General features: G+C 54.9%; 21 protein-coding genes. 13 read left to right on the top strand and 8 right to left on the bottom strand.

Annotated features, from left to right (window positions below; translation table 11 throughout):
* Positions 1 to 33: 33 nt before the first annotated feature.
* A complete protein-coding gene (locus tag LA756_RS12330) occupies positions 34 to 1,287 on the bottom strand; it encodes an NAD(P)/FAD-dependent oxidoreductase (protein WP_224440176.1) in 1,254 nt (417 codons plus the stop codon).
* Positions 1,288 to 1,510: 223 nt separating this feature from the next.
* Between LA756_RS12330 and LA756_RS12325 the strand changes: the two genes are divergently transcribed.
* The 7 genes from LA756_RS12325 (at position 1,511) to LA756_RS12295 (ending at position 8,982) form a co-directional block, all read left to right on the top strand.
* Entirely contained in the window at positions 1,511 to 2,860 is a 1,350-nt protein-coding gene (locus LA756_RS12325; protein WP_224440175.1) for a cytochrome c, read from the top strand.
* 173 nt (positions 2,861 to 3,033) lie between these two features.
* Positions 3,034 to 4,368 carry a phosphomethylpyrimidine synthase ThiC gene (thiC, locus tag LA756_RS12320; RefSeq protein ID WP_315858360.1) on the top strand — a complete coding sequence of 445 codons (1,335 nt, stop codon included), beginning with the start codon at positions 3,034 to 3,036 and terminating at the stop codon, positions 4,366 to 4,368.
* 178 nt (positions 4,369 to 4,546) lie between these two features.
* Entirely contained in the window at positions 4,547 to 4,840 is a 294-nt protein-coding gene (locus tag LA756_RS12315) for a hypothetical protein (RefSeq protein ID WP_224440174.1), read from the top strand.
* 260 nt (positions 4,841 to 5,100) lie between these two features.
* Entirely contained in the window at positions 5,101 to 5,880 is a 780-nt protein-coding gene (locus tag LA756_RS12310) for a bifunctional 2-polyprenyl-6-hydroxyphenol methylase/3-demethylubiquinol 3-O-methyltransferase UbiG (RefSeq protein WP_224440173.1), read from the top strand.
* A 109-nt stretch (positions 5,881 to 5,989) separates the two neighbouring features.
* A complete protein-coding gene (locus LA756_RS12305; protein ID WP_224440172.1) occupies positions 5,990 to 7,330 on the top strand; it encodes an MFS transporter in 1,341 nt (446 codons plus the stop codon).
* Positions 7,331 to 7,414: 84 nt separating this feature from the next.
* Complete coding sequence (locus LA756_RS12300) at positions 7,415 to 8,023, top strand: SIS domain-containing protein (RefSeq protein ID WP_224440171.1); 609 nt, start codon at positions 7,415 to 7,417, stop codon at positions 8,021 to 8,023.
* Positions 8,020 to 8,982: an ROK family protein gene (locus LA756_RS12295; RefSeq protein ID WP_224440170.1), complete on the top strand. Its 963-nt coding sequence runs from the start codon at positions 8,020 to 8,022 to the stop codon at positions 8,980 to 8,982. Before LA756_RS12300 ends, LA756_RS12295 begins: the two co-directional genes overlap by 4 nt.
* A 152-nt stretch (positions 8,983 to 9,134) precedes the next feature.
* Here the strand turns inward: LA756_RS12295 and LA756_RS12290 are convergent, their stop codons facing one another.
* From LA756_RS12290 to LA756_RS12275, 4 genes are all read right to left on the bottom strand, one after another.
* Complete coding sequence (locus LA756_RS12290; RefSeq protein WP_224440169.1) at positions 9,135 to 9,614, bottom strand: GNAT family N-acetyltransferase; 480 nt, start codon at positions 9,612 to 9,614, stop codon at positions 9,135 to 9,137.
* Between the two features lie 191 nt (positions 9,615 to 9,805).
* Positions 9,806 to 10,165, bottom strand: a complete 360-nt coding sequence (locus LA756_RS12285; RefSeq protein WP_224440168.1) for a hypothetical protein — start codon at positions 10,163 to 10,165, stop codon at positions 9,806 to 9,808.
* Positions 10,166 to 10,174: 9 nt separating this feature from the next.
* Entirely contained in the window at positions 10,175 to 10,498 is a 324-nt protein-coding gene (locus LA756_RS12280) for a hypothetical protein (RefSeq protein ID WP_224440167.1), read from the bottom strand.
* A 416-nt stretch (positions 10,499 to 10,914) separates the two neighbouring features.
* Complete coding sequence (locus LA756_RS12275; protein ID WP_224440166.1) at positions 10,915 to 12,294, bottom strand: sulfatase; 1,380 nt, start codon at positions 12,292 to 12,294, stop codon at positions 10,915 to 10,917.
* Between the two features lie 452 nt (positions 12,295 to 12,746).
* On the opposite strand from LA756_RS12275, the gene LA756_RS12270 reads away from it, so the two are divergent.
* From LA756_RS12270 to LA756_RS12260, 3 genes are all read left to right on the top strand, one after another.
* A complete protein-coding gene (locus LA756_RS12270) occupies positions 12,747 to 13,703 on the top strand; it encodes a DUF1559 domain-containing protein (protein WP_224440165.1) in 957 nt (318 codons plus the stop codon).
* Between the two features lie 57 nt (positions 13,704 to 13,760).
* Positions 13,761 to 14,237 (top strand): hypothetical protein, encoded by a 477-nt coding sequence (locus LA756_RS12265; protein ID WP_224440164.1) that lies wholly within the window; start codon positions 13,761 to 13,763, stop codon positions 14,235 to 14,237.
* Between the two features lie 176 nt (positions 14,238 to 14,413).
* Positions 14,414 to 15,886 (top strand): sulfatase, encoded by a 1,473-nt coding sequence (locus LA756_RS12260; RefSeq protein WP_224440163.1) that lies wholly within the window; start codon positions 14,414 to 14,416, stop codon positions 15,884 to 15,886.
* Between the two features lie 91 nt (positions 15,887 to 15,977).
* Here LA756_RS12260 and LA756_RS12255 read toward each other — a convergent pair whose 3' ends face one another.
* From LA756_RS12255 to thrC, 3 genes are all read right to left on the bottom strand, one after another.
* On the bottom strand, positions 15,978 to 16,733 hold the full coding sequence (locus LA756_RS12255; protein WP_224440162.1) for a DUF1080 domain-containing protein: 756 nt from the start codon (positions 16,731 to 16,733) through the stop codon (positions 15,978 to 15,980).
* Positions 16,734 to 16,879: 146 nt separating this feature from the next.
* Positions 16,880 to 17,674: a 4-hydroxy-tetrahydrodipicolinate reductase gene (gene dapB / locus LA756_RS12250; RefSeq protein WP_224440161.1), complete on the bottom strand. Its 795-nt coding sequence runs from the start codon at positions 17,672 to 17,674 to the stop codon at positions 16,880 to 16,882.
* Positions 17,675 to 17,809: 135 nt separating this feature from the next.
* On the bottom strand, positions 17,810 to 19,210 hold the full coding sequence (thrC, locus tag LA756_RS12245) for a threonine synthase (RefSeq protein ID WP_224440160.1): 1,401 nt from the start codon (positions 19,208 to 19,210) through the stop codon (positions 17,810 to 17,812).
* 608 nt (positions 19,211 to 19,818) lie between these two features.
* On the opposite strand from thrC, the gene LA756_RS12240 reads away from it, so the two are divergent.
* From LA756_RS12240 to LA756_RS12230, 3 genes are all read left to right on the top strand, one after another.
* Positions 19,819 to 20,229: a TraR/DksA family transcriptional regulator gene (locus LA756_RS12240; RefSeq protein ID WP_224440159.1), complete on the top strand. Its 411-nt coding sequence runs from the start codon at positions 19,819 to 19,821 to the stop codon at positions 20,227 to 20,229.
* On the top strand, positions 20,213 to 20,773 hold the full coding sequence (lspA, locus tag LA756_RS12235) for a signal peptidase II (RefSeq protein WP_224440158.1): 561 nt from the start codon (positions 20,213 to 20,215) through the stop codon (positions 20,771 to 20,773). Before LA756_RS12240 ends, lspA begins: the two co-directional genes overlap by 17 nt.
* A 520-nt stretch (positions 20,774 to 21,293) precedes the next feature.
* Entirely contained in the window at positions 21,294 to 21,806 is a 513-nt protein-coding gene (locus LA756_RS12230; protein WP_224440157.1) for an Rrf2 family transcriptional regulator, read from the top strand.
* The last annotated feature ends 39 nt before the right edge of the window (positions 21,807 to 21,845 follow it).

Raw genomic sequence — 21,845 nt, 5'->3', positions numbered from 1 at the left:
TATCGACTACCAACGTCCTGCGTCACCGGGAATTTAAACAGAAACGCCTGCGACGTAGCCGCTGGACCATGCCCATTGAAAGTTGAAGCCACCAATGCGTCCGTCGACATCGCAGATCTCACCGCAAAAGTGCAGCCCCGGGACCAAGCGAGATTGCATCGTCTTCAAGTCGATCTGCGAAAGGGGCACACCACCGGCCGTGACTTCGGCCACTTTGAATCCCAGCGTTCCTTGAACATCCAGTGGAAAGCTACAAACAGCCGTGACCAGGTTCTTTCGCTGGTGCTTCGTCAAGTCGACGCCTGTTTGATCCAAGGGCACTTCCGCGACTTCCAACAGCAACTCCGCCAAGCGATCCGGCAGACGTTCGCGAAGATAGGCCCGCACAGAACGCTTGCCGAGGTCCAGCAGATCGGCTTGAACCGTTTCTTCGTCGGTCTCTGGCAACCAGTTGGCCGTCAGACGAACGGCCCTATCTGCCGAGGCAGCAATCCAGTGGCGGCTCATGTCCAGCACCGCAGGGCCGGAAAGCCCTTTGTGGGTCAGCAGCAAATCGCCTGAAATGGTCTCGATCCGCTTGCCGCTCGTTTCACTCAGCTGCAGTCGCGCCGGCAGGGCAATTCCGGAAAGACGCGTCAGTGGTGCGCCGTCGGTCAGTTGCAAAGGAACGAGTGCGGGATAAATAGTTGAGGTGATCTCGTGCCCTAATCGCTTGGCCAGTTCCAGCCCATGTCCATCGCTTCCGGTCTTGGGAACACTCTTCCCCCCCGTCGCCAGAACAAGTCGTGGGCTGACCAAGTGTCCCCAGGGACCGACCACCTCGAACGTGGTTTCGCCAGAATCATTGGTTACCGCTTTGATGTTCTCGACACGATGCCCCAGGCAGATCTCAATTCCCAGCCGCTCGACCTCACCCAGCAAGGCTTCCAGAACGGTTTTGGCTTTATCAGTCGTAGGAAACAGTTTTCCGGTCGGTTCTCGCTTCAGCTTGACGCCTAGTTCGGCGAAGAATTCGATCGTTTGCGGCTGTGTTAATCGACCGAGCACCTTTTTGATCGCGTTCGGAGAACTGCCCCAGAAGTCTTTGGGGGTGACTTTCTCGTTGGTCACATTGCAACGGCCGCCCCCGGCGATCAAGATCTTCGCCCCCAACCGTTTAGCACCATCCAAAATGACGATACGTCGCTTCGGTTCGGTCCGGCCTGCCCAGATGGCGGCCAGCAATCCGGCCGCACCACCACCCACAATGGCCACATCGGCATGTTCGGACGCATTCAGTTCGTTCAAGCAATTTCTCCCCTGTTGCCCTGTAATGTGGAGCCCCAGCGTCATGCTGGCAAGGGGACCGCAGAGGTGACTGGCCCCCCAATTGCCTGCTTTCCTATAATCAAGGGCATCGTTGCCAGAGAAAGCCCTTTGCGGTTTTCACCAGGGCCGCGGACTTCTTTCGGACATGCCCACGCGGATGTGAGCATGGCACCCAATGTTTGAAATTGGTTTTAATGGATTCATGATCGAGCGTCTTTTCGTATTGCTGATGGTTCTCGCCGTGCCGGTCGTGTCGGTTGCGGAAACGCCCACCGGCGATCCCCAGGCTGGCTATCAGCATCTGATCGATACGCCTTACTTGCCTCCTTATTTCGACCAGGAAACGTTCGACAACGTTTGGAAGATCTGGCCCAAGGAGTTACGTGAGCAAGCGGAACAAGCCACCCCCGACGAGCGCCGACAGATGGCGTTCGAGCGGTATGGCCTTACAGGGCGGCCTGAAGATCCGACCAAACCGCTGCAGTACGTTGTCGATAGGAAAGGAAACTGGACGCTCAACTGCTTCTCGTGCCATGGGGGCCAAGTTGATGGAAAACCGATTCCTGGCCTGCCCAACAATCGGTTTGACTTCGCCGGCATCACGGACGAAATTCGCCTAGCGAAAGCACTGATGGGCAAAAAGCTGGTGCCGACCGACTACAGTTCGCTTGTCTTTCCGATGGGCAACAATAAGGGGACCACCAACGCCGTGAATTTTGGCGTGGCGCTGCTTTCTCTGCGGGATGCCGATTTGAACATGGTCCCTGGGGCCAGCTTTCCGAAGATGCTGCATCACGACATGGAGCCGCCGCCATGGTGGCATTTCTCGAAGAAAGAGAATATCTACCTCGATGGTTTCGCCCCGAAAGGGCATCGTGGACTGCTGCAGTTCACGTTGGTGAAAGAGAACAAAGCCAAAGCGTTCCGCGACCGTGAAGAAGATTTCCGCGACGTGTATGCCTATTTAAGTTCGCTTGAGCCACCGAAGTACCCAGGAAAGATCGATACGGACAAAGCGGACCAGGGGCGGATTGTATTTAACAATCATTGCAGCGAATGCCACGGGACTTATGGCGACAACGCGGAGTATCCTGAGCAGATGGTTTCGATCGACGTGATTAAGACCGATCGGGCCCGGCTCGATTCGCTGACGCCAGAGCATCGCGAAGGATATGGCAAGAGCTGGTTCAATACCTATGGTGAACAGAAAGGCCTGATCGCCGATCCCGCTGGCTATGTCGCCCCACCGCTGGATGGCATCTGGGCATCGGCTCCGTATCTGCATAACGGATCGGTGCCGACGCTCTGGCACTTGCTGCATCCCGAGCAGCGGCCAAAGGTTTGGCGCTGGAAGAACTTGGATTACGACCACGAGCAGATGGGCATTTCGGTCGATGTGTTGGAGGAAGTTCCCAAGGGGCTTTCTTCGATCGATCGACGTGAGGTGTTCGATACTTCTCGCTTCGGCAAGAGCGCCGCAGGACACGACTTCCCCAGCGTGCTGAGCGAAGCGGAAAAAGGATCGCTGCTCGAGTATCTGAAAACCCTATGATTTTGGGTCTAAAACCGGGGTTTCGCCCCCCGGAAGGCCCCTCTGCCAGATTGACACGGTAGGGGGACTCGATACCATGAATCGTTGAGCGAAAGCCTTTAAAAAATCAGCGGTTACGACCAAACCGCGTCACACGAAACAGGCCGGCGGCCTGAACGAGGATTCTGAATTTCATGTCGACGCAACTGCTTGCAGCAAAAGAGGGGACCATCACCCCGGAAATGGAGTATGTGGCCAAGCGGGAGAATCTTTCTCCTGAGTTGGTGCGGGACGAAGTTGCCTCCGGTCGCATGGTGATCCCAGCTAATAAGGTTCACCTGCAAGGGGTTCTCGAACCGATGGGCATCGGTCTGGCCGCCAAGTGCAAGATCAACGCCAACATCGGCAACAGTGCCGTGACGAGCGACTTGGATGGCGAACTCGAAAAGCTTCACGTCGCCGTGCACCATGGTGCCGATACGGTGATGGATCTTTCGACCGGAAAAAACATCGACGCCATCCGCGCGAAGATTGTCGAAAAGAGCCCTGTGCCGATCGGTACGGTGCCGATGTACCAGATGCTGGAAAACCTCGGCGGTAACATCGAGGACATGACTCCGCAGCACTTCCTGGATATGGTCGAGCATCAAGCCAAGCAGGGGGTCGACTACATGACCATCCACTGCGGCATTTTGCTGGAACATCTTCACCTGACGACCAACCGCGTGACGGGCATCGTCAGCCGCGGCGGTTCGCTGATCGCCAAGTGGATGATGGCTCACCGTAAGCAAAACCCGCTGTACACCAGTTTCGACGACTTGTGCGACATCATGCGTCAGTACGACGTCACGTGGAGCCTCGGCGATAGCCTCCGACCTGGTTCGCTGGCCGACGCTTCGGACGACGCCCAGTTCTCGGAACTGGATGTCCTGGGCGAACTGACCAAGCGTGGCCGTGAAAAGGGCACCCAAGTCATGGTCGAAGGTCCCGGACACGTGCCGATGGACCAGATCGAAATGAACATGAAGCGTCAGCAGGAAGTCTGCGATGGCGCTCCGTTCTATGTCCTTGGTCCACTGGTCACCGATATCGCTCCTGGCTACGACCATATCACCAGTGCCATCGGTGCCGCACTCGCTGGATGGCATGGTGCCGCGATGCTGTGCTACGTGACGCCAAAGGAACATCTGGGTCTGCCAGAAGCCGACGACGTCAAGCAAGGGGTGATCGCCTATAAGATCGCTGCCCACGCGGCCGACGTTGCTCGTCACCGCCCCGGCGCACGCGATCGGGACGACGCCCTCAGCAAGGCTCGTTTTGCATTCGACTGGAACGAACAGTTCCGTTTGTCGCTCGATCCTGAAACGGCCCAGGCCTACCACGATCAAACGTTGCCGCAAGATACCTTCAAAAGCGCCCACTTCTGCAGCATGTGCGGCCCGAAGTATTGCAGCATGAAGATCACCGAAGAAATCCGAGCGATGGCCTCGCAAGACGAACTAATCGCCCTGCAAGACGACAAAAGCTAGGCCCTTTTCGGTCACCTTCCCCAAGTGAATTCGCTTCAGTGGAAGGGTATTAGCAGGTAATCAGGAAACGCGGTACCCAGTGGTGGCCGCGTTTTTTATGCGCGGTTACATAGGTCAAATATTCACTGGGACGAAGCGAATACCGTTCTAAACGGCGACATACCTCTCGGCGAGTTTGATGATGAACAAGTGGATCGATGCTCAGGTACTTCATCTCAATTTAGTGCGTGCCGCTCAAGTTCGTTCGCTCGTGACCATGGCAATGTTTTTGCCTGCCGTGGGAATGGCAGTACTACTTGGCAGCCTAAACTCAACGTTTGCTGGTGTAGCGGCCATCAGCTGTTTCTTTGGCATTCCGATTATCATTTCATCTGTCGTGACAGAGTGGTACTGTATTCCCAAGGTGAAATGCCCCACTGTGGCGAGTCGCTTTGGTATTGCGGAACGAATAGTTTCAAGCCACGCAAAATGAGGCTCCGCGACGACAAGAGGTGTTGTCCTGGCTGCGAGACGCCCATTCTTTAAAGGGCTTAATCTGCAAAGCAAATGCGAATAGCTTGTTTCCTTCGGCGTCTATCTCAAGCGATTGCCGATCAAACTGATCTTGTCCTGTGGCGGCCGATTCTCGTACCCTTTGTGGGCCGTATCCCATGCTGCGAATGCTAGCAGCCATTCCACGATACGGCGGCGGTATCACCCTAGACGATTGCTTACGAATTTACGGATAGATCCATGCCTAAAGCTGGCGAACTGACCTATTTGAGCGCCCTGTCGGATGGCCGTAAGGAACATGCCGAGAACAAGCCGTTTTCCGACACAGGTGCAGGGCACTTGTTTGCCGATTTGGGCATGATGCGGATGCTTCTGCATGATCCGCCTGGCCGGGTTTTGGATCTGGGCTGTGGGACTGGTTGGACTTCCTGCTTTCTAGCCAAAATGGGCTACGAAGTCGTCGGTCAAGATATTGCCCCCGACATGATCAAGTCGGCCATTATTAACAAGCAGCGTTACGAAGCCCATTCGGCGAACTTCGTCGTCAGCGACTATGAATCGATGGCCTACGAAAACGAGTTCGACGGTGCCTGCTTCTTCGATTCGCTTCATCATGCGGAAGATGAACGCTTGGCATTGGAAGCTGTCTTTCGCGCTCTTAAGCCTGGCGGAGTTGTCGTCACTCACGAGCCTGGCAAAGGGCATTCAAAGCACGAGGATTCTATCCACGCGGTGGAAGAATATGGCGTGACCGAAAAGGATATGCCTCCTTCGCACATCATGCAAATCGGTGCGGAAATTGGGTACTCGAAGGCCCGCTACTTCCCGTTTCCTCGCGACGTCATGAACATGCTGATGCGTACTAAACCGCAGTCGCTCGCTTCGCAGCGAGGCGGAATGATCGGCCGCATCGGAAGTGGCCTTTGGACGTTTGGTGCCCGTTTGCATACGCTTAAGCGACTCTTCAAAGTGGTCAACAGTGCCGTCGATCGTGGTGGCTTGGTCGTGCTGACCAAGTAAACGCTGGTCGGCGTTACCTAAAAACTTCCAGAAAATCTAACGCGGTGAGCCTGTTTCGCCGCGTTTTCTATGCGCACTCGCCTAGGATCATTCCCGCGAAACGTCGATAATGCCTTCCATGGACGCGACTTCTAATTCGTACGAATCCCCCACGGAGGGCTCTCTGGGCGAGGTGATTCCTGAGCGACTCTCAGGCGACTCCTCGTTCTGGGCAACTACGGCTACCCAGTTCTTCGGGGCGTTCAACGACAACATCTTCAAGCAGTTGCTGCTGCTGGTTGCCGTTAACCAGGCATTGCAGGGGAAAGACGAAACCGACTATCAAGGGCTCGCGATGATTGTCTTCGCGGCGCCCTTTGTGCTGTTCGCCGGACCGACCGGATTTCTGGCCGACAAGTTCAGCAAAACGTTCATCATCCGCGTGTCGAAAGTGCTCGAGATCGTGGCCATGGCGCTCGGCGTCGCCGCTTTCTTCTGGTACGACCAACTCGGCATGACCGGCCTAATGCTCGTGTTAGCGTTCATGGGCTTTCAAAGCACGCTGTTCGCCCCGGCCAAGTATGGCATTCTGCCAGAGCTGTTCCACGGCCGCGATCTGCCGAAAGTCAACGGCGTGTTCCTGATGACCACGTTCCTGGCGATCATTTTCGGAACGGTCCTCGCCGGTATTTTGCGAGATACCCTGTCAGGCAACCTATGGATTGCTTCGCTCGTGTGTGTCGTTGTGGCGGTCATCGGAACGCTGACTACGATTCCCATTCGCCGCACCCCCAGAGCCACCCCCGATGCCAAATTCACCTGGCAAGCGGCTGGTATACCGAAGAAGACCCGGCAACTGTTCATGCAGGATCGTTCGATCTTGAAGGCGTTGCTGGCGTCGTGCATGTTCTGGCTGACGGCCGGTATCGTGCAACAAGCCGTCAACTCGCTCGGCAAAGTGCAACTGCAACTCAGCGATACCCAAACCAGTTGGCTTGGCGGAGCGATCGGGCTGGGCATCGGCATCGGCTGCATGCTGGCCGGCGTGCTTTCCAGCGGCAAAATCGAATTTCGTTTGGTTCAGATTGGGGCTTGGGGCATCTTGTTTTGTCTTGGTTTAATGGCCACCCCCGGCGGCGATCATGGCCACATGCTCGGTCTGTGGGGAAGTCTTCCGGTGCTGATTTTGCTTGGCGTTTTCACCGGAATGTTTTCCGTTCCGATCCAAGTCTACCTGCAAGCGAAAGCCCCCGAAGATCAAAAGGGCCAAGTCATCGCGGAGATGTCGCGAGCCAACTGGCTGGCCATCTTCCTGTCAGGGTTCTTGTATTCCGTCTTCGATCAGGTTCTGCTTTGGGGAAGCATGCCTCGTTGTTACCTGTTTGCATTCACCCTCTTCATCATGCTTCCGGTGGCCCTGTTTTATCACCCGCGATCGGAAACGTTGGAGAACGAAGCGGAAACCGTTTAATGGTCAGCACGCAGCCCATGCCTAGTCGCGTCATCCCCAACAAATTCCACCGGTCATCCCGATAAAGATAAGGACAGCAATAAAATGCTCGGAGCATCGCTCGACATCGCGGCGTACATCGATCGCTTCAAAGCCGAACTCGACAAGCTCGATCAATCGCAGATCACCCAGTGGGCCGATCTCGTCTACGAAGCTTACCAAAACGGCAAGTTCGTTTACATCTTCGGCAACGGCGGCAGTGGCTGTAATGCCAGTCACATGGCCGAAGACTTCGGCAAAAGCTCCCTTCGCGAGTCCGATCTCGGCGACGAATCGCTGCGTCGGTTGAAAGTGCTCAGCCTGACCGACAATGTCGGCTGGATCATGGCCGTCGGCAACGATATCGGCTACGACCAGGTCTTCCTCCAGCAAGTGATGAACTACGGCCAGGAAGGGGACGTCGTCCTGGCGATCAGCGGTAGCGGCAACAGCGAAAACATTTTGAAGGCGGTCGATTGGTCGAATCGTCATGGCCTGAAAACGCTTGGCCTGACCGGCTACGGCGGCGGCAAGCTGCGCGACATGGCTCAGCACAGCTTCCACGTTCCGCTGGACGACATGGGCATGGTCGAAAGCATTCACCTGGCCATCTTCCACTGGGTGCTGAACGACGTCTTTGCCCGCATCAACGATGAAGGCCGCTACGCCAAATGAACGTCATCGGCGTTGAAATCGGCGGGACCAAGCTGCAAGCCACGTTAGCCGAAACCGAGCAGCTGCAACCGATCTGTTCGTTGCGGGAAACGATCGACCCAACCCGTGGCGCGGAAGGGATTCGCGAGCAACTGGAAGCGATGATTCATTCGCTTCAGTCGCAGCACGAAGTCGACGCGATGGGCATTGGGTTCGGTGGTCCCTTGAATGCGAAGACCGGCATCATCACCACCAGCCATCAAGTCGAAGGTTGGGATCAATTTCCGCTGGCCCATTGGTGCCGCGATCAGTTCGGCCTGCCAACGATCATTCGCAACGACTGCGACACGGCCGCCCTCGCCGAAGCAACGCTGGGGGCAGGGAAGGGGAAGCAAAGTTCGTTCTACGTCACCGTCGGCAGTGGCATTGGCGGCGGGTACGTCGTCGATGGAAACTTGATCGGAACGTCGCGGCCTGCATTCGCCGAGATCGGTCATCTGCGTCCTGGGGTGGCTTATAAAGATGCGGACGATACCGTGGAAGCCGAATCGAGCGGATTTGGTATTGCGAACCAGCTGCGGGACTGGATGAGCCGAATCGAACCGGAGGATCAAGAGGACGACTACCGCGCGATTCTGGCTCGCTGCGACGGAAACCTTGACGCGCTGACGACGCAAGACATTGTCAAAGCGGCGATCGACGGCAGCGGCATGTGCAAGATTGTGTTGGACGACGCCGTCGAAACGCTCGGCTGGGCCATCGCCCAAATGATGACATTGATGGCCCCGGAAGTGGTCGTCATTGGCGGCGGGGTATCCATGATGCCGGAAGATCGCTTCCTGATCCCTCTCAAAGAAAACGTCGCCCGGTACGTCTTCCCACCGCTGGCCCAAAGCTACGAAATCGTCCCCGCCCAACTCGGCGAAGCAGTCGTCGTGCAGGGCGCGTTGCTGCTGGCCAAGCAATACCTCGAAAAGTAAAACCTACCCGCACGGCGCCAAGCCTATGCCCACGTAGGCGAATCTTACCGTAGGGTCCGCTATGCGGACGCAGAGAGTTTTCTCCATCGCTTCACGCGTAACGGGTAATCAACAATCGGGAGATCGAGTCTGGCCAACGAGCGTAAGGATAGCTACGCTAGCCCGGGCGATAGACCTCTTCGCATTTCGAGTTCATGAACCGTTTCACCACATGGCCCTAGGCACCAATCGGCGACACGACGTTCGATGACCGAAAAGCCTTGTTGCTGAAACCACTCGTGATTGCCTGTCTCAGCGATTGTCGACAATTCGATCGTATCTTGTTCACGGCTTTTGGCGATTTGTTCTGCGAACTGGAGCAATTGCCGAGCGATGCCTTGCCGGCGATATGTGGGAAGCACACCAAGACCAATCACGCGGAGAGTCTTTTCTGTGTTGTACAAGCCGATCACGCCAGCATCGATTTTGTTGATTGAAGCAATGGCATCGAGTCGTTCCCTTGGAAGCGATAAGGGATTGGCTTGGCGATCCGAAATGGGACGATAAACGTCACGGACCGACGCAAAGCAGCGTTCACGAATCTCGACCACAAGAGACGCCTCAGCCGTCGTGGCAACGCGAACAGAAATCATGAATTGCTTGCTCCGTCGATTCACGGGTTGCCCATGGTTGCTTGTAACCTGGGGAGGCGAAGCCGAATCGAGGTCTTGGGGTGCGGTTTACTCATCCGGAAACCTCTGTTCGCTGCGCTCCCCGGGTTGCAAGCAACCGCGGGCTACCCAAGGGAATGCGGGATGTACGATCCAAAGTCGCGCCTACCAGTTTACTTCGCGAATTTCCCCCGGAACTCCGGCAAGGGGTAATCAACAATCGGAAGATCGAGCCTGGCCAGTTCTCTTAGGCGTTCGTAGCCACGTGTGACGAGCATTTCCCGCTGCTGAACGAACGCCGGGTCGAGATTTTGTTTGTCGAAATCGCCGGGACAGGCGACCGGTTTGAACTTCTCGTGGACGATGAACTGGGCCAACGCGGGATTGCATTTCACATGGCGTTCCGGCGTGGTGTGCAGCACTTCCGGATCGAGCTGGCCGATGACGTAGCGGAGGTAGAGATCCGATTCAAAGATTCGTTCGACCGGCTGCCCGCATACATCGCACAGGTAGCCTTCGTCACATTTGGCCATCGCTTGTCGTTACCACTGAAAGAATTCAAGATCGGGGATCTCGCTGGGATCGGCCCCACGGATGGTTTGCTGCAGCAGCTCGCTCGCTTCTGATCGCGTGACCGGTTTTTGCATCGACCCACTGCGGTCGGCGTCGGGGATATCGAGCTGAATGTAGTTCTCTTCCCACATGAACTGCATGATCTGGCCGTTCTCGCAATAGACGCCCAGGAACGATCCTTCGACCGGAGAAAGCGTTTCCCAGGCGTTCAGAATGTCCGCTTCCTGACCTTCCAGCGTGGCATTCGATTCGACGCCTTCTTGGGTCGTGTTGTCGAAGTAGAAATATTTCATCAGCCATCCGTCGTCAAAGAATCGTCGCACCAGAATGGTAGCCTACCGCGATGGCTGCAAGCACACAACCGGAAGCAGAGCCAGACCGGGGCCGCCTGGTAGCTGCGAGAATCACGGACCTTAAGTGTGCTTTTGGCTCCCCTTAATTGTGCCGAAAGCACGTTTCATCGCGAGTGATACTTATTGTAACGAAGTATTGTCCAAGTGTACAAAAAGTACTTGGTAAATATTCGGTTGTGTGCAGGCCATGTGCGGCGAATTCGGGCAATTTCCAAGCTTAGAGGGACAAAGCACGTGGCAGAAAAAACGCCCCTCCCGATATGCAATAAGCCGAACGTGACATCGCTCGGTCACGCTCGGCTTGAAGGTCTTCATGGCCGACAGTCAGCCATTACGAGAAAGCGTCGCGCGAGCGATTACTTTCCTTTCCGCTGTTGGAGCTGCTTGGAAAGCTCTTTGACATCTTGCTGTACGGCAGGCTTTTCAGCGACGTTGGTATCTTCCTGAGGATCGCTTTGGTGGTCGTAAAGCATTGTCGAATGGACGTTGCCATCTTTGCCGAAGTACTCGGTGTAGCGGAACTGATCGGAGCGGATCGTGTCTCCCGGGCCGAACCGACCAACCGCGAATGGCTTGCCCTCGGCAGCTGGATCTTTCAGTAGGCGAACGAAGCTTTCGCCTTGGCAGTGCTGTGGAGTTTCGAGCCCGCACAGTTCGCAGAGGGAAGGATAGATGTCGATGAATTCCGTCAACGCCGCCGTCTTCTGACCGGCATATTTGCCGGGCACTTTAACAATCAGCGGCGCGTGCATCGACGTTTCGAAGCAGGAATGTTTGCACCACAAAGTATGCTCGCCGAGGTTCCAGCCATGATCACCCCAGAGGGCGACGATCGTGTCTTTGGCGAGATCCAGACGGTCCAGTTCGTCGAGCAGGCGGCCGATGTTGGCATCCGTATAACTGACGCACGCATAGTAACCGCGGATCATGTTCAGAGCCGTTTCGTCCGAAACAGGTCCCTTTTTCGGAATGCCAGCATAGGCGCGGAGTTCGCCTGAGCTGTGGATCGCAACGTTTGGAGCATCTTTTGGGCGATGATACGTTTCCGGCAATTCGATCGTGCTTGGATCGTAGAGATCCCAGTACTTCTGCGGGGCGACAAACGGCAGATGCGGCTTGAAAAAACCAACGGCAAGGAAGAACGGCTGGTCTTGTTCCTTGAGCCGCTGGAGGTCCTTGATTGTCTTGTTGGCCAGCTTGCCATCGCGATAGAAGTCGTCTTTCACGTCAGCCGCTTCATAGGCAGGGCCACGCTTTTTGGGCGTGGTTTTCGCGGCAGCGAGGCTTTCCGGCAGCTTGTAGCTCGGCCCCTTGGGACGCCAAGGCTTTTCGCTCCAACCATCGGCGTTATCGCTCGCATGATGGAAGATCTTGCCGTTCGAGATCGTCGTGTAGCCAGCGTTTTTGAAGTGGGTATTGAGCGTAACAATGCCGGGGGCTTCTTCTTCGGCCGAGGCAAGATACGAAACGAACCGTTTCTTGGTCGGTCGAATACTCGTCATCAACGAAGCACGCGATGCCCCGCACGTGGGAACCATGCAGAACGACCGCTCAAAGGTGGTGCCTTCCGCGGCGAGACGATCGATATTAGGCGAGTGGATATGCGGCTTTCCGTAACAACCGAGCTCGGGGCGTAGGTCATCGACGGCAATAAATAACACATTGGGACGCTCAGCCGCCCCAATTGCAGGCGTGATGGTCAAAAGTAGAAGCAAAATGAATAGTACGCGAATCATTCGGGGCGACTTCCATTAACAAGGCTATGGGCAGGGTGAATGAGGAGGAACGTCCCATTCTTCCCTCGGAACCACCCGTTTTGCAATCATTTCCTAGAAAAACAGACGCAAAAAAGGACGCTGGATCAGAGCTTTTGCGACACGAGGTATGCCAAATGTACATGTAAATTACTAAGGCATGTATGAATAATGTTTCATTGGGTTTTGCAGCGCTCATTGATATTCTGGAAAAATCGCCTGACGCGATTGCCCAATGCTTACTGCCAAGTTTGCCTCCTTGTCGGATCTTAAGCGTGGCGATCTCACCTCAGGTGTGAAAAATCATCGTTCGTGCCTAATTTTTGTTTTGCTTTTCTTTTCGTAGGATTCCTGAAGAGTCCCCTTATCTTGCGTGCTAAGTCTCATACTTCTTAGTCGTAGATATGGCTCCTTATCCTGAAAGGTTCCATCCCATGTGCAACGCCTCTTGCAACTTGGTCGGACGTCATCAACGACGTGGTTTCACTTTGGTTGAATTGCTGGTCGTCATCGCGATCATCGGTGTTTTGATTGCTCTGTTGCTGCCTGCGGTTCAGCAAGCTCGCGAAGCTGCTCGACGTATGCAGTGCACCAACCAGCAAAAGCAATTGGCGTTGGCCATGCACAATCATCACGACACCTACGGCAAGCTTCCTGCGGGTAGCTACAACAATGCTGCTTGGGGCCGCGACTCTTACTCGTGGTACTGCTATATCCTTCCGTTCATCGAAGAAAACGCGATGTACGAAGAACTGAACTTGACCGTAAAGATCAACGGCGGCGCTTCGGTTCGAAGCTATGCTCGTATGCAGCTTTTGGACGCGATGCTGTGTCCTTCGGACGATAGCAAGATCCAGGAAGTGGGTGCCGACGATTGGCAGAACTCGCTGCATAACTATGTCGTTTGCTACGGCGACTCGAACTTCAACTCCGGGACGCCATGGAATGTGGTCGATGGCTACGCTGGAAAAGCGGGCATGTTCGTTCCGGAGAAAGCGGCTGGACTTCGCGATTGTACAGACGGTTTGTCCAACACGCTATTGTTCTCGGAAATCATCACCCCTTCGGAAGAAGACTACTGGAGCAGCATCGGTCGTGCTCAAGTCGCTATGGGAGCTGGTTTCACGACATTCCTGACACCCAACGCTGATGCGAACGATCGTACCAACCGTTGCCATTTGAACCTGGGAGGTGCTCTGGGGGCCAAGTGTACTCAACATGCCGATTGGGACTGGGGAGCCAACGTGGTTGCTCCACGCAGCTGGCATCCAGGCGGCGTGAATGTCGCACTGACCGATGGCTCAGTTCGATTCGTTGCCGAGACGGTGAACTTGACCGTTTGGCGTGGCCTGGGAACACGAAACGGTGGCGAAGTTCTCGCGGAATACTAATCGCCACGCAATCGGTTTTCCAACAATCGCTCTTCTAATTACCGGAGAAGTAACATCATGGCCACCACCTCGTCACGAAGCCTGATGTGTCTCGCAATGCTCGCTCTCGTTGCACTGTTGGGGTGCAACGGGGACGGCAAAATGGAAGTCGAAGGAACGGCAACTTGGAACGGGCAACCGATCCAAAAGGGATATATCGAGCTGCAGCCAGTCAACGACGGGCACTTCGCAAGTGCGGAAATCGTAGATGGAAAGTTCACCTTGCAAACCACTCCAGGACTTCGCCTGGTGAAAGTGACTGCCGAAAAGAAGATCGGCGAAACGCCTCCGACCGACCGGATTCCCGAGGCTCAGCCCATCATGTTTCAATTCGTGCCGCCCAAGTTCAACTCGCAGTCGACTATGGAAATGGAGATTGCCGCTTCCAACCCAACATTGAACGTTGAGTTAGAAGGGGAAGAGCTGAAGCCAAAGTCAGGACTTTCGGCCGAAGATAAACGCAAGATGAATCTACAAAGCGGAGGACGGCGATAAGCCTCTTTTGCAGTCACCGCCGACGTAGCAGGACGTAGCGGGTTCGAGACGATCTTGGAGGATGCATCGCACCCTCGTCCGATCGCTCGGCCCGCTATTTTTGTTGACGCGCGGACATCAGGATTTCAGAATGGGGGCCGCTTCTCGTGTCTCCCAACCCCACCTGAGATCCCATCATGAAGACTTCCCTTGCCGCCATCGTATCGTTGCTGTTTGCTTGTTCGACGCTGCTTGCCCAGGCATCGCCAGATCCTTTGCCGAATGTCATTTTGATCGTGACCGATGACATGGGTTACGGCGATATGAGCAGTCAAGGAGCGAAAGGCTTCGAGACGCCCAATCTTGATCGACTTGCGGGGCAGGGAACCCGGTTCACGAACTTTTACGTCGCTCAGCCGGTTTGCACGGCCAGCCGCGCGGCGTTTCTTAGTGGGTGCTATCCCAACCGATTAAGTTTGCAAGGCGCGCTGAACCATACCAGTAAGAATGGAATTCATCCGGACGAGTATTTGCTACCGGAGATGTTTAAGGATCTCGGATATGCGACCGCTGGGATGGGCAAGTGGCATCTTGGAACGGTGATGGAGTTTTGGCCGACGCGAAACGGGTTCGATGAATGGTTCGGTACGCCTTATTCCAATGACAATACGAAGTATCATCCTGTGCTCGCCGCTGAGATGCCGCCGTATCCGTTGTACGAAGGAGAAACGGTTGTCGAGCTGGACCCTGACCAAAGCTTCTTTACGAAACGAATTACCGAAAAAGCAATTTCGTTTATCGAGCGAAATCAAGAGCGGCCATTCTTTCTTTACTTGCCGCACATCATGCCGCATGTGCCGATCTTTGCTTCGGAAGAATTTCGCGGTCGTACACGGCATGGGCTGTATGGCGATGTGATCGAAGAACTGGATTGGTCGGTGGGCGAATTGATGCGAACGCTCGATCGTTTGGAACTCGCTGAAAACACGATTGTCATCTTCTTCAGCGACAACGGACCATGGCCGAGTTACGGAGAGCATGCCGGCGATGCAGGTCCCTTCCGGGAAGGCAAGCTGACCACGTTTGAAGGGGGCGTTCGCGTGCCGTGCGTTATGCGGTGGCCAGGACATATTCCGGCCGATCATGTGTGCAAAGAACCGATCATGTCGATCGACTTGGTTCCCACGCTCACCAAGCTGGTGGGTGGAAAAATGCCTACCAAGAAGATCGACGGTCTCGACATCGCGGATGTGATGCTAACCAAAGAGGGGAAGACTCCGCACGAAGCCCTATTTTTCTACGGTGGCACCGGACTGCAAGCGGTGCGAAGTGGCAAATGGAAGTTGCATTTCCCACACCCTTACATCACCGTCGCCGCCGAACCAGGCAAAGGTGGCAAGCCTTCCAACTGGGGAAAGAACCCGGCCCAGTCGATCACCCAAAGTGGGATTGAAGGCATCGCCAGTCGCCATGGTGGTCGTGTCGAGAAGATCGAGTTGAGTCTGTTTGATTTAGACGCAGATCCTGGCGAGACAAAGAATCTCGCTGAGCAGCACCCTGAGGTGGTCGAGCGACTAAAGAAATTGGCCGAGCCGATTCGTGCAGATTTGGGCGATTCGCTGACCGGCGTCGAAGGAACCGGTGTTCGTTCGGCAGGCTGGGTGAAGTAGCGTTTAACGAGAACGCCCCCTTCGAAACGACATTGCCCCGGAAGGATCCGGGGCAATGAACGATCTGCTTTTGATAATCCGCGTGAAGCGATTACTTCTTGGCTTTGGCCAGGATTTCCTTGCCTTCTTCTTCACTGATTTCGCGAATAAAGATATTCTTCCAGCGGATTTCGCCACCATGCGTTTGCAGCATGATCGGTCCGGTTGCAGGAAGTGGCTTGCTGCGATCCCAGTAGTTTTCCATGACGGCACCGTCAACGACCAACTTGTCGTTCAGCCAAACCCAAGTGACGTCGCCGACCTGGCGAACTTTCACCGAGTTCCATTCGCCGAAGGGACGATCGGCCAGGACCAGTGGATCACGACCAGGGGCACCGACCGAATTGTTCCAGAGGCTGCCGGAACCGAGGTGGCGTTTGATGTTCGGTTGTTCTGGATTGAACGGAGTTGTGACGTCCCAGATTTGAACCTGAGGGGTCCCTCGCAAGTAGATACCGCTATCCGCCTTGGGGACGGTTTTATAATCGATCATCAGTTCGATGTCGCCAAAGTCTTTTTCGGTCGTGGCGTAAGGACCATGGCCGTCGTTGACTAGTTCGCCATCTTCAACCGTCCAATGCTCGGCGAATTCAGCTCGCTGCTTTTTGAGGTTTTCCTCTTTCTTTTCGCCCTTCAAGTTGGCCGATTGATGAGGATTCAGGCCATACCAGCCGGTGAGATCTTTGCCATTGAACAAGGCTTTGAAGCCTTCCGGCGGTTGTGGTTCCGCGGCATTAGCCGAAGCGGCAAACATGGTTCCAACAAGTGCCACGGCGCAAAAAGCCGCGCGATCGAAGAGGCGTTTCATGGTGTGCTCCAATGTAAGGATGGTAAATCCGGTGAGGGCTCGAAGATGAGGTAGGAGCACAAAGTATAAACAAAAGAAAACGGGAATGGTTCCCCTTTCCTTTGGGGGCCACTCCCGCAATTTAATCGCATTCAGCTTTTTTGATCTTACAGACCCAGCACGTCGTTCATGTTGTAGAGACCGGGATCTTTTCCGGCGGCGAACTTGGCCGCTTGCAGGGCCCCGCTGGCGTAGCAGTCGCGGTTGCTGGCTCGGACGGTCATTTCGATCGTTTCGCCGAGCAGCCCAAAGATGATGGTGTGCTCGCCAGGGTTGTCGCCGGTACGGATCGCGTGGTAGGCAAGCTCGTTATGCGGACGAGTGCCCGGGCGACCTTCGCGTCCATGGACAAAGTTCGTGATCCCCATCTTGTTGGCGATCAGCTCACCGAATCGCAAGGCGGTCCCGCTCGGGCTGTCTTCTTTGAAGCGGTGATGACGCTCCAGAACTTCGACGTCCGCACCGCCCGGGATGTCTTTCAGCGCTTCGGCAGCAATCTCGCACAGCTTCATCGTTAAGTTAACGGTGGTGCTCATGCTCGGAGCCCAAACCACAGGAATGACTTTGGCTGCTTCACGAATGCTGGCCTGTTGATTTTCGTCCAAGCCGGTGGTGGCCATCACGAGCGCCGCTTTGGCATTCAGCGCACGTTCGACTGCCGCATCGGCACCTGCGGGAACCGAGAAGTCGATGATCGCATCGAACTGGGCCGATGTTTCTTCTGCCAACCGAATGCCGATCTCACCGATACCAGCCACACTGCCGGCATCTTCGCCGAACTTGGTATGTCCGGAGTGCTCGAAGCAGGTAACTACTTCCAACGATTCGTCCTGGCTACCGAGGGCAACAAGCCGTTGCCCCATGCGTCCCGCGGCTCCGTTGATTGCGACTCGTGTTGGCATGATCAAATCTTTCGTGACGGTCAATGAATGGATCAATAGGGGGACATGCTCACATCCGCGTGGGCATGGCTTGCATCTAATAGAAGCATGCTCATCCAGGCGTGAGCATGGCACCTGGCAAATCGTTGATGGCTTCTAGCCGTATAGCTGAATCGCTTGAACGATATCGTTCATGTCGTTCTTTACGGGGACTGAGCGGTTCGCGAATGTGGCTCGCTTGACGCCTCGGCTACCGAGAACTTTGTTGAACGTCTCCTGATCGGTTGTATGGTAGGCAACCGTCGCGTTCGGATCTTTCAGAAGGTGTCCGGTCAGGATGCAGACAACGCGATCGCTTGGAGCGATGATGCCTTGCTCGCGGAGGATCTTCGCGCCAGCCACGCTCGCGGCACTTGCTGGCTCGCAGCCCATTCCGCCGGCACCGACTTGGCTTTTGGCATCCATGATCTCTTGATCGGAAACCTGACGCACGACGCCGTCGCAGTCGTTTAAAGCTCGCAAGCATTTGTGCAAGTTGACTGGTCGATTGATTTCGATCGCGCTGGCAAGCGTAGACGCTTTGGCTTGAGCTTCGTCCATCTTCTTGTAGTAGTCGCCGATCGTTTCACGTGGGTAGCGACCGTCGTTCCAGCGGACATCGTGATTGTTGTAAAGCTGATCGAGCGTATCGGCACCGCTGGCGTTGATGACCGCCAGTCGAGGAATTCGGCTGATGAGGCCCAGTTCTTTCAGTTCGGCGAATGCTTTTCCGAATGCACTGCTGTTACCAAGGTTCCCGCCGGGGACGACAATCCAATCTGGCGGTTCCCATTGCAATGCTTCCAGCACGCGGAACATCACCGACTTCTGGCCTTCCAGGCGGAATGGATTCACACTGTTGACCAGGTAAATGCCCATGTCCTTGCTGACTTCTTTCACGCGAGCCATCGCATCGTCGAAGTCGCCCGCAATTTGTAGCGTTAGCGCGCCATAGTCGAGAGCTTGGGAGAGCTTGCCGTACGAGATTTTCCCGCTGCCGATGAAAATGACCGCTTTCATCAAGCGGGTCACGCTGCAGTACATCGCCAACGACGCACTCGTGTTGCCGGTCGAAGCACACGCGGCTCGCTTGGCGCCAACCATTCGAGCATGGGTAAACGCGGCGGTCATGCCGTTGTCTTTGAAGCTCCCGCTCGGATTCATCCCTTCGTATTGAAGGTGCAGCTTACCAGGATCGAGACCGACGAATTTGCCGACATGATCGGTCTGCTGTAGAAGTGTTTGCCCTTCGCCGAGCGTGACAATCTGCTCGTCGGTCGCATAAGGGAAGAGCGAACGGAAACGCCAGACACCACTAAAGTTCAGCGGATTGGTCCGTTTGGCCCAGTTGGCTTCGATATCTTTCCAGGTTTTCGGCGGTTCACAGCGATCCCAATCGTAGGCGATATCGAGCAGATCGCCACACTTGGGACAAGCAACGAGAACTTGGGAAAGATCGTACGTCTGGCCGCACTCGGGCGAGATGCAGCGCTGAAAGGCGGCAGGAGTCGTGGTCACGCTTTGAATTGCTTGGGGTCAAAGGGTTTCGGTGTTCACGGGAGACGCGTCGCCGCGCCGCAGTTTGCCCGAATGATCAGTGTTCCCTTGAGTTTAGAACACGATAGCGATTCTACCGGAGGGGAGTGTCATCCGAAAAGAACGGTTCGCGGGGAAAATAGATCTCGCACCCATGAATTCAGCAAGAGCGTGTCCACTGCAGACTTATTGAGACATCTTCACGATTACCATCACCATGAGCACAACGCCACCAATATTGATTTTGAAGCAGGTATCGCTCGAAAATGGGAACGATTGTCCTTGCTTGTTCCGGTAAAAGCCGTAGCAGCCAATGCTGCAAAGGGCGAGCGATAGAAGAAGGAAAAAGATGTTAAGAGCAAACGTGGCCATGATGGAAAGTTATGTCAGTAAGGTGAGTAAGTGACGGAAGAACGGAGAGGCCCGCATTGTTTGCGGTAATCAGACTGTCTGGAAGGGGGGTGCGGTCTGCGACTGGTAAATCGCCGAAGATAAAATTTGACGGTTTCCTAGCATTCGCGATAAGCTAAGAATTCTGCCCATTGCACTGGCAATTACGGCAGATCGGCTCTCTAATTGCGAGGAACACCATGGCAAAAACGAGCAGCGGAAAAGGAGCCTATTCGAAGGAAGAGGCGAAACCGTACCACGACAAGTTGCGATTGCTTCGCGCCAGGATGGTGGGTGATACAAATCATCTGGCCGACTCAGCATTAAAGCGGACGCGAAGCGAAGCGGCCGGCGATCTCTCAAAAATGCCTATCCATATGGCAGACATTGGGTCGGATAATTACGAGCAGGAGTTCTCGCTTAATCTCTTGGCCGCGGAACAGGTTACCCTGGGTGAGATTGATTCTGCCCTGGCCAGAATTGAAGCAGGCGAGTATGGTGCGTGCGTTGAATGTGGACAACGCATCAAGAAGTCGCGCCTCAATGCCATCCCCTTCACCCACTACTGTATCGACTGTGCCAGCGAACGAGACCATGAAACCCGGCGATAGCGTCAGCACCGTGCCGGTAAGCCGCTATGTTTGGTTTTTTGGCCTGGCTATTGTTGGGTGTGGTGTTGATCTCTGGAGCAAGTATGCCGTCTTCGCTTGGCTCGGGATGCCTGGTCAGAACCGATATTTCTGGTTCATCGAGCCCTACATCGGCTTTCAAACGTCGCTAAATGAAGGTGCCCTGTTTGGCTTGGGGCAAGGGTACACTCCGGTATTCGCAGTCTTTTCAGTGATTGCAGCTCTCGGGATTTTGTACTGGCTTTTCATCGCCAAAGCGGCGAGTGATTTGACGCTAACCATTGCCCTTGGCCTGATCACCGGCGGAATCTTTGGCAATCTATATGACCGCCTAGGAATCTGGGGTCAGCCTGCGGTGCGCGACTTTATTCTGTTCCGCTACAACGATCAGTATGTTTGGCCCAACTTCAACATTGCTGATGCACTTCTCGTCTGTGGGGCAGGTCTGATGCTTTGGCATTCCATCTTCATGGCCCAGCCGACCACGGCTAAGGAGCCATCCGATTCAACCGCCTCGGAAAGCTAAAAGCGACCAGTTAGCGCTCGCGTTAACGGCGCAAACCGTAGATATAGGCGTTTTAGCCCGTAGCTGCGAGCATTCTTTTCAGCCATGGGATGCATCTTCTAGTGGCATTTAAGACTCCCCAGAAGGCTTGTTTGAGGGGGTTGATGTTTGATTGTCACGGTAAATCTATTGTAAACAGCCAATAACTGTGTGATTTCTGTTGAAACCCCCATGTTTTGGGTGTATGCTCACTTATTACCGCATGTGGGGTGTAAGTCGCAATGTTTGCGAAATATCTGTTTTGGGTTTTGCCGTAGTCTTTGGCCAGCTGACCTGATCCATCTCCACGGCGGAAGTCAGTCGAATTTTCATAGTCGCGAAAAAGATGAAGGGTTAGCTCGCAGCACAATCGTGTCGCGCACGTTCGTTGGATTCGGGCACCCTTGTGACGCGCATTTTGGAATCGGAGACGATTTCATCGGGGGCGCCACATTGTGCGTTGAAAATTTTCGATCGTTCCATTTATCAAGAGGGCAGTGGAATGAAACTTTCGCGAACCGTCGCTTATGCATTGCAGGCGACCATGCAACTTGCCGTGTCGGATTCCGACACTCCTGTTCCTTGTAGCCAAATCGCCGCTAAGGGAGAAATGCCTGAGCGTTTCTTGCTGCAAGTTCTTCGTAGTCTGGTAAATCACGGTGTACTTCGTAGTACGCGCGGGGTCGATGGAGGGTACATGTTGATCCGTTCTCCGGACGAGATCTCACTTCTCGACGTCATCGAGGCAATTGAAGGGCCACTCGATTCCAAGTTGCCGTTGCCTTGCACGCCAGACGATTACACGCAGCAGAACTTGCAAAAAGCTCTTCAAGACGTGACAGAGACCGCTCGAGAGCAGCTTGAATCGATCAAAATTGCTGCATTGGTTCTGGCACCAGAAAGCCCAGAGGCTTCCAGCATGCCAGAAACCGCCGAAGTGGCCGTCGCTCCGTCTCATTCTGAGGTGCTGACTAGCGCGACGACCAACGAAGCGTCGCAAGCACGATCGGCCTAGGTTGCGGACAAAGATGTTCATTTGAGGAAAGGAGCGGTG

Source organism: Bremerella sp. TYQ1, assembly GCF_020150455.1.
In the GTDB taxonomy this organism is placed as follows: domain Bacteria; phylum Planctomycetota; class Planctomycetia; order Pirellulales; family Pirellulaceae; genus Bremerella; species Bremerella volcania_A.
This window is presented reverse-complemented; position numbering and strand designations above follow the sequence as displayed.

Excerpts from the sequence above, each read along its gene's own strand:
- LA756_RS12260 (WP_224440163.1), top strand. The coding sequence starts at position 14,414 with ATGAAGACTTCCCTTGCCGCCATCGTATCGTTGCTGTTTGCTTGTTCG.
- lspA (WP_224440158.1), top strand. The coding sequence starts at position 20,213 with ATGAAACCCGGCGATAGCGTCAGCACCGTGCCGGTAAGCCGCTATGTT.
- LA756_RS12275 (WP_224440166.1), bottom strand. The coding sequence starts at position 12,294 with ATGATTCGCGTACTATTCATTTTGCTTCTACTTTTGACCATCACGCCT.
- LA756_RS12255 (WP_224440162.1), bottom strand. The coding sequence starts at position 16,733 with ATGAAACGCCTCTTCGATCGCGCGGCTTTTTGCGCCGTGGCACTTGTT.
- LA756_RS12305 (WP_224440172.1), top strand. The coding sequence starts at position 5,990 with ATGCCTTCCATGGACGCGACTTCTAATTCGTACGAATCCCCCACGGAG.
- dapB (WP_224440161.1), bottom strand. The coding sequence starts at position 17,674 with ATGCCAACACGAGTCGCAATCAACGGAGCCGCGGGACGCATGGGGCAA.
- LA756_RS12310 (WP_224440173.1), top strand. The coding sequence starts at position 5,101 with ATGCCTAAAGCTGGCGAACTGACCTATTTGAGCGCCCTGTCGGATGGC.
- LA756_RS12230 (WP_224440157.1), top strand. The coding sequence starts at position 21,294 with ATGAAACTTTCGCGAACCGTCGCTTATGCATTGCAGGCGACCATGCAA.
- LA756_RS12325 (WP_224440175.1), top strand. The coding sequence starts at position 1,511 with ATGATCGAGCGTCTTTTCGTATTGCTGATGGTTCTCGCCGTGCCGGTC.
- LA756_RS12285 (WP_224440168.1), bottom strand. The coding sequence starts at position 10,165 with ATGGCCAAATGTGACGAAGGCTACCTGTGCGATGTATGCGGGCAGCCG.
- LA756_RS12240 (WP_224440159.1), top strand. The coding sequence starts at position 19,819 with ATGGCAAAAACGAGCAGCGGAAAAGGAGCCTATTCGAAGGAAGAGGCG.
- LA756_RS12300 (WP_224440171.1), top strand. The coding sequence starts at position 7,415 with ATGCTCGGAGCATCGCTCGACATCGCGGCGTACATCGATCGCTTCAAA.
- LA756_RS12265 (WP_224440164.1), top strand. The coding sequence starts at position 13,761 with ATGGCCACCACCTCGTCACGAAGCCTGATGTGTCTCGCAATGCTCGCT.
- LA756_RS12280 (WP_224440167.1), bottom strand. The coding sequence starts at position 10,498 with ATGAAATATTTCTACTTCGACAACACGACCCAAGAAGGCGTCGAATCG.
- thiC (WP_315858360.1), top strand. The coding sequence starts at position 3,034 with ATGTCGACGCAACTGCTTGCAGCAAAAGAGGGGACCATCACCCCGGAA.
- LA756_RS12270 (WP_224440165.1), top strand. The coding sequence starts at position 12,747 with ATGTGCAACGCCTCTTGCAACTTGGTCGGACGTCATCAACGACGTGGT.
- LA756_RS12290 (WP_224440169.1), bottom strand. The coding sequence starts at position 9,614 with ATGATTTCTGTTCGCGTTGCCACGACGGCTGAGGCGTCTCTTGTGGTC.
- LA756_RS12315 (WP_224440174.1), top strand. The coding sequence starts at position 4,547 with ATGATGAACAAGTGGATCGATGCTCAGGTACTTCATCTCAATTTAGTG.
- LA756_RS12295 (WP_224440170.1), top strand. The coding sequence starts at position 8,020 with ATGAACGTCATCGGCGTTGAAATCGGCGGGACCAAGCTGCAAGCCACG.